4 protein-coding genes and 1 pseudogene are annotated in these 5,222 nt (G+C 40.4%); all 5 read right to left on the reverse strand.

Going from position 1 to position 5,222, the window contains the following annotated elements; genetic code table 11:
* A pseudogene (locus IQ229_RS11960) lies at positions 1-591 on the reverse strand (anthranilate synthase component I); the annotation flags it as partial.
* A gap of 379 nt (positions 592-970) precedes the next feature.
* Positions 971-2,167, reverse strand: coding sequence for a 3-dehydroquinate synthase (locus tag IQ229_RS11965; RefSeq protein ID WP_194043956.1), 1,197 nt, complete (start codon positions 2,165-2,167; stop codon positions 971-973).
* Entirely contained in the window at positions 2,164-2,808 is a 645-nt protein-coding gene (locus IQ229_RS11970) for a DsbA family oxidoreductase (RefSeq protein WP_194043958.1), read from the reverse strand. The genes IQ229_RS11965 and IQ229_RS11970 overlap by 4 nt, the downstream gene beginning before the upstream one ends.
* A 12-nt stretch (positions 2,809-2,820) precedes the next feature.
* A complete protein-coding gene (gene tyrA, locus IQ229_RS11975) occupies positions 2,821-3,900 on the reverse strand; it encodes a bifunctional chorismate mutase/prephenate dehydrogenase (protein ID WP_228013404.1) in 1,080 nt (359 codons plus the stop codon).
* A gap of 3 nt (positions 3,901-3,903) precedes the next feature.
* Entirely contained in the window at positions 3,904-5,217 is a 1,314-nt protein-coding gene (locus IQ229_RS11980; protein ID WP_322743978.1) for a glycosyltransferase family 4 protein, read from the reverse strand.
* Positions 5,218-5,222 lie beyond the last annotated feature (5 nt).

Here is a 5,222-nt window from a genome sequence, read left to right on the forward strand (position 1 = left end):
CTGGTAATAGTCAACAACAATCAATTCATCTGGCAAATAAAGCACCAAATCGCGCTGATCTGTTGGACGATCCAAATGTTGGGTAATTGGTTCAAACTGAAAAACTAAGTCATAACCAAATGCACCATACAAGCCTAAATGCTCGTCTTCTTGACTGGAGAAAGTATATAGAATTTCGCGAACAACTGTAAATGATGAAGGCTGTTTACTACGTTCTTCTTCAGTAAATAATTTTTCGGAAGGTTTAATAAAGCCTACAATACAGTTATCTTCTTGGGTGATGTTCTCAATTTGTTCTGACTGGGATAGGTGCTCTAAAAGGAATGGCAAAAGTACTTGACCGCGTTCATTCAACGCTATCAAAGTGAAAGCATTATCCTGTGTAGCCAACTCTAATGGTGGATTGACAAATCCGATTGCCCATCTTTTATATCTGCCTGGATATTCGTAGCTACTCCTTAGTAACCCTCCACGCTGAGAATTTAAATGGAACAGAATATCATCGAGGGCAGTGTCCATCTTAACTTCAGTGATGGAACGATAAACATTTACACCGCCAAGGGTTTTATAAGAACGTGAATCAAAAACCATGAGTAATTTCTCTAGAATATTTCTTAGTCAATAATTAAGCAACAACCATTAATCATTATTAGTAGTTATTTTCAAACCTAGAAAAGACTTAGATAATTTTTTACAATCTAAGTCAACATATTTTTTTAAAAGATGTAATCAAAAACTTTTTGCTTCTTATTTAAGAATACTAGATAACAACCAGATAATACATTGACTAATTTTTCGATTGTGTGTCATTTTATTTGCTTTTTATACTGCTTTTCTAGTACATTTACCAACGAACCTATTTAAAAAAATCCGCCTCCCCCAAAAGTAGTAAATCGTCTCATAAAACCTCTGCGTTCCTACCCTACGGGACGCTCTGCGAACGGCAGCCGCAGAGCGTCTACCTCTGCGTTTAAAATTCCCCCCTCAATTCCCGTAATAGCGATATTGCTTGCCTATACAACAACAAATTCACCTCATGAACCTCAATTCTTTTTCCAATCCCTTTTAAGAGCGTCAAAGTCAACTCTCCACCTAAATGTTCGCGGAATTCAGTCAAACCCCGAAACAAACAATTAGGATCTTCCAATTGCGATAACTTATCAGCCAGTTCGGGCACATACAACGTGAAACCTAACGCTGATAAAGTATTTAATATCCGTTGCCACTCCGAACAATCCAGCAATCCTGCTAAATAAGAATAAGTGCTATCCAAAGCAATACCGATCGCAACTGCTTCGCCATGACGCAAGCGATAATTTGTCAAATGCTCCAGTTTATGAGCCGCCCAATGTCCAAAATCTAGGGGACGAGACGAACCCATCTCAAAAGGATCGCCGCCATTAGCAATATGTTCTAAATGCAACTGAGCGCAACGATAGATAACCTGTTGCATAGCATCCATATCTCGCCGCCTTAGAGCTGCGGTGTGAAAGTGGATAAAATCAAAAAAGCTAGCATCCTTAATCAGCGCCACTTTGACTGCTTCTGCGATTCCAGAACGCCAATCGCGATCGTCTAGTGTTGTCAAGAACGCAGAGTCATTTATAACTGCATAAGGTGGCGCAAATGTACCGAGAAAGTTCTTTTTACCAAAGGCATTGATGCCGTTTTTGACGCCAACCCCAGAATCATTTTGCGCCAACACCGTTGTTGGAACCCGAATTAGACGAATTCCCCGGTGAGCAGTTGCAGCTGCATATCCTACCAAATCCAATACCGCCCCGCCCCCGATCGCTAATATGTAAGAGTGGCGACATAATCCGGCGGCTTCAATCTGTTGCTGGATTTCCTCTACTAAAGTGCGATCGTTTTTAGCAGCTTCTCCTCCCGAAATTATCATTGGTTGGGCTGCGATCGCTAGTACCTCTGCATAAAACTTGGTATACGCGACTAATTGCTTCACCAACTCAGGTTGATACTTTAATATTCCTGCGTCTACCACTGCAAATATTTTCTTCGGCTTTGTCTCCTCATCCGCACCAATCACTTGGGCTAAAGTGGGATTTTTTAACTCAAATAAATTTTGCGTGAAGTAAACTTCGTAGTTAAAAGTAACCGAAACACGTTGATGAATTAATCTACTTTTTTGCTTGATGTCAACTATCATATTTTTGCAGGTATATCTAAAAGTGCAGCACGATTCAAAGTTTCCAGGAATACCTCTACTGAGTGAGAACCATTTACCTTAACTTTGTCATTGATAACGAAGAACGGCACGCTGTTGATGCCATTTAACCGAGCAAATGTTGATTCAGCAATAACTGCATCACTCACCGCGCGATCGTTTAATTGCGACTTTAATTCGCTAGCATCCATCTGATACGCTGTACCGATGGCAACAATAACGTCAAAATTTCCAATGTTCAAACCGTCTTCAAAGTAAGCTTGATAAATAGCTTCGACGACATCGTTTTTTACGTTTGCGGGTGCAAGAGCAATCAGTTGATGAGAAAGCTTAGTATTGACAGCCAAACGGATTTTATCAAAATCTAGCTTAACTCCAGCCGCCTCACCTGCGCGTTGCGCATTATCAAATATCTGTTGTATTTCTTCTGCTTTAATCCCTTTTCTATTTTGCATAAAGCTGCGGAATTCGTATCCCTCCGCAGGAACAGTATTGTCCAAAAGAAAAGGATGCCAGCGGATATGTACTTCTTGTTCTTGCCGTTGTGCCAGTGCATCAAACAGATGTTTTTTCCCAATTCTGCACCAAGGACAAACGGTATCGTGAAAGATGTCTATCAGCATATTTATATTTATTTAAATGCTAATATTTGTGTGCAGCTTTGGTTGAAAATCTCGTTGAATAGCAATTGTATTTAAAGGCTGCATAAAACTGGTGATTTTCTCTTCAAAAAAGCTTTGAGCCTTGTCAAATTCTTGAATTAATGCTTCTCTATCTTTCATCGCTACTAGTTTCGCTAAACGACTATAAGTATCAGCTAAAAAACTAATTGCATCACACCTTTCTTCTGTAGCTAGCATAATATCCACACATAAGTGAGGGTTTTGGGAAAATAAACGCTTAACAATGTCAATTTCTTGACGGTAGTTAGGAGTTGACATTGTTAAAGTCTGCTGTATATCAACTTTTGATTGTGCTAAAAAAATGCCAAGACTAAATCTACAGAAATGTTGCGTTGCTTGAACAATCACCATCATTTGATCGTGTTCTTCAGGCGTACAAACAATTAACTCTCCACCTTGACTTTTAATAAAGTCTAAAAACCATTGAAATGAATCATCGTTTCGACCTGGACACACCACTACTTTTTGTCCAAAAAGTGATTTTATATTTGGCCCAAACATTGGGTGTAAACCCATGACTGGGCCGGAATGGTGTTCGAGCATTGCTTGAGTTGGCTGTGTTTTTACGCTCGTAATATCACACAAAGCGGTAGTTGGGGCGAGGTATTTAGCTGCACGCTTGATAACATCAACTGTATATTCAATAGGAACACTGATTAAAACTAATTCTGTCTGATTTAACAATTTATCTGCGTATTCCCAATCTTCATGTTCGAGAACGCTAACATTGTGACCTACTAGCGAAAGCTGTTCTTTAAATAATCTTCCCATCCTGCCGCGTCCACCGATGATGGTAATTTGTCGAGGAGCGACATGATTAGTTCTATATTTAGGAATTAGAGTAGTATGACAACTATTTAGCACACCTGCCCAAACAGACTCAGGAATACCAGCTTCAGCGAGTAGGGGAGCGACATCAGCCAGTTGTTGATCTAGAGAAGGTTGTTCTGATGCTGCTAATAATGATATGCGATCGCTCAATAAGGCAATCAACCTTTGGTCAGTTTTTTTCAGTCGATCTGAATTTGTCATTTGTCATTTGTCATTTGTCATTTGTCTTTGAGATACCATGCGCGCAAGGGGCAAGGTATGTACCAAAAGCTCTTGCTCAACAAGTGATTTCTTAGAACTCAATTCGGGCAAGATATCCAAAGTTGTTGCTCCTTTGGCGATCGCATCATAAAATAACTCTTCATACCGATCTAGCGCTTGCTCAAAGGAATACTTTTCTACGGCAAACTTTCTTCCTTCACGCCCTAATTTTGCTGCTAGTTCCGGCTGATTATATAAATCTAATACCGCAGTGGCTAAAGCATCTGCTGACTCTGGCTTAACGATAATACCCCCGCCACTTTCTTGAATAGCCTTGGCAGCAGTCCCAGTGGCGGGAACTGAACCGACAATTGGGCGACCACTGGCTAACAACAGTGGTATTTTAGAAGGCATATTGAAAGAAATCACATTGCTCTTTTGCACAATCAAGCCGACATCTGCGGCTGCCAACATTTGCGGTAGTTTTTCTCGCGGTTGCAATGGTAAAAGCAAAACGTTATCTGCACCACAAGCAAGACAATGTTTTTGCAATCTTTCGAGAGCTTGGGATTCGCCGGCTACGACAAAGACAATATCATTAATATGACGCAACCGAGCTGCTGCTTCTATAACTGTCTCCAAGCCTTGGGTGAGAGCAATATTACCTGAATAAAGTACTACAAATTTATCATCTAGTTGATGGGAAGCTCTCCAGGAGTTATTCTCCTTCGGTAAAGGGCGGATAAAATTTAGATTTACCCAATTTGGAATGCAGGCAATTTTATTAACAGGTACACCTTTATTTATTAAATTATCTACAAAACCATCAGCAATCACGCTAATGGTGTGTGCAGTTCGGTAGGCAAATTTTTCTAAAGCTTCCAGAGCTTGAATCATCAACTTATTCTTAATTAGCCCAACACGCACAGCAGCTTCCGGGAGGATATCTTGCACATTCAGCACTACTGGACAGTTGTATAGCCAACTTATTAAAGTTGCAGGTAAGCAAACGAGTAACGGTGGCACTGTTAAGAGAATTAAATCAGGTCGCTCACCTTTGAGAGCTTGTGGCAAACTTGTAAAGACAAAGCTCAACTCTAGCAGTAGCCGATCTATAAGGTTAGGTTTAGATTTAATCCGCAGGTAACTACGCTGAATTTTGACACCGTTTTTCTCTTCAGTAACGTATAACTTACCCCGATAGCGATCGTAAATCTGACGCTGAGGATAGTTAGGCATACCTGTGATTACCCGCACTTGGTGCCCTCGCCTCACCAGCCCTTCTGCTAGTTCAGTCATCAAAGGTGCAATACCAATTGTTT

The organism is Nostoc cf. edaphicum LEGE 07299 (assembly GCF_015207245.1).
In the GTDB taxonomy this organism is placed as follows: Bacteria; Cyanobacteriota; Cyanobacteriia; order Cyanobacteriales; family Nostocaceae; genus Nostoc; species Nostoc edaphicum_B.

What these genes read in the sequence shown, in the direction of transcription:
- tyrA (WP_228013404.1), bottom strand. Translation starts at nt 3,900, where the DNA reads ATGACAAATTCAGATCGACTGAAAAAAACTGACCAAAGGTTGATTGCC.
- IQ229_RS11965 (WP_194043956.1), bottom strand. Translation starts at nt 2,167, where the DNA reads ATGATAGTTGACATCAAGCAAAAAAGTAGATTAATTCATCAACGTGTT.
- IQ229_RS11970 (WP_194043958.1), bottom strand. Translation starts at nt 2,808, where the DNA reads ATGCTGATAGACATCTTTCACGATACCGTTTGTCCTTGGTGCAGAATT.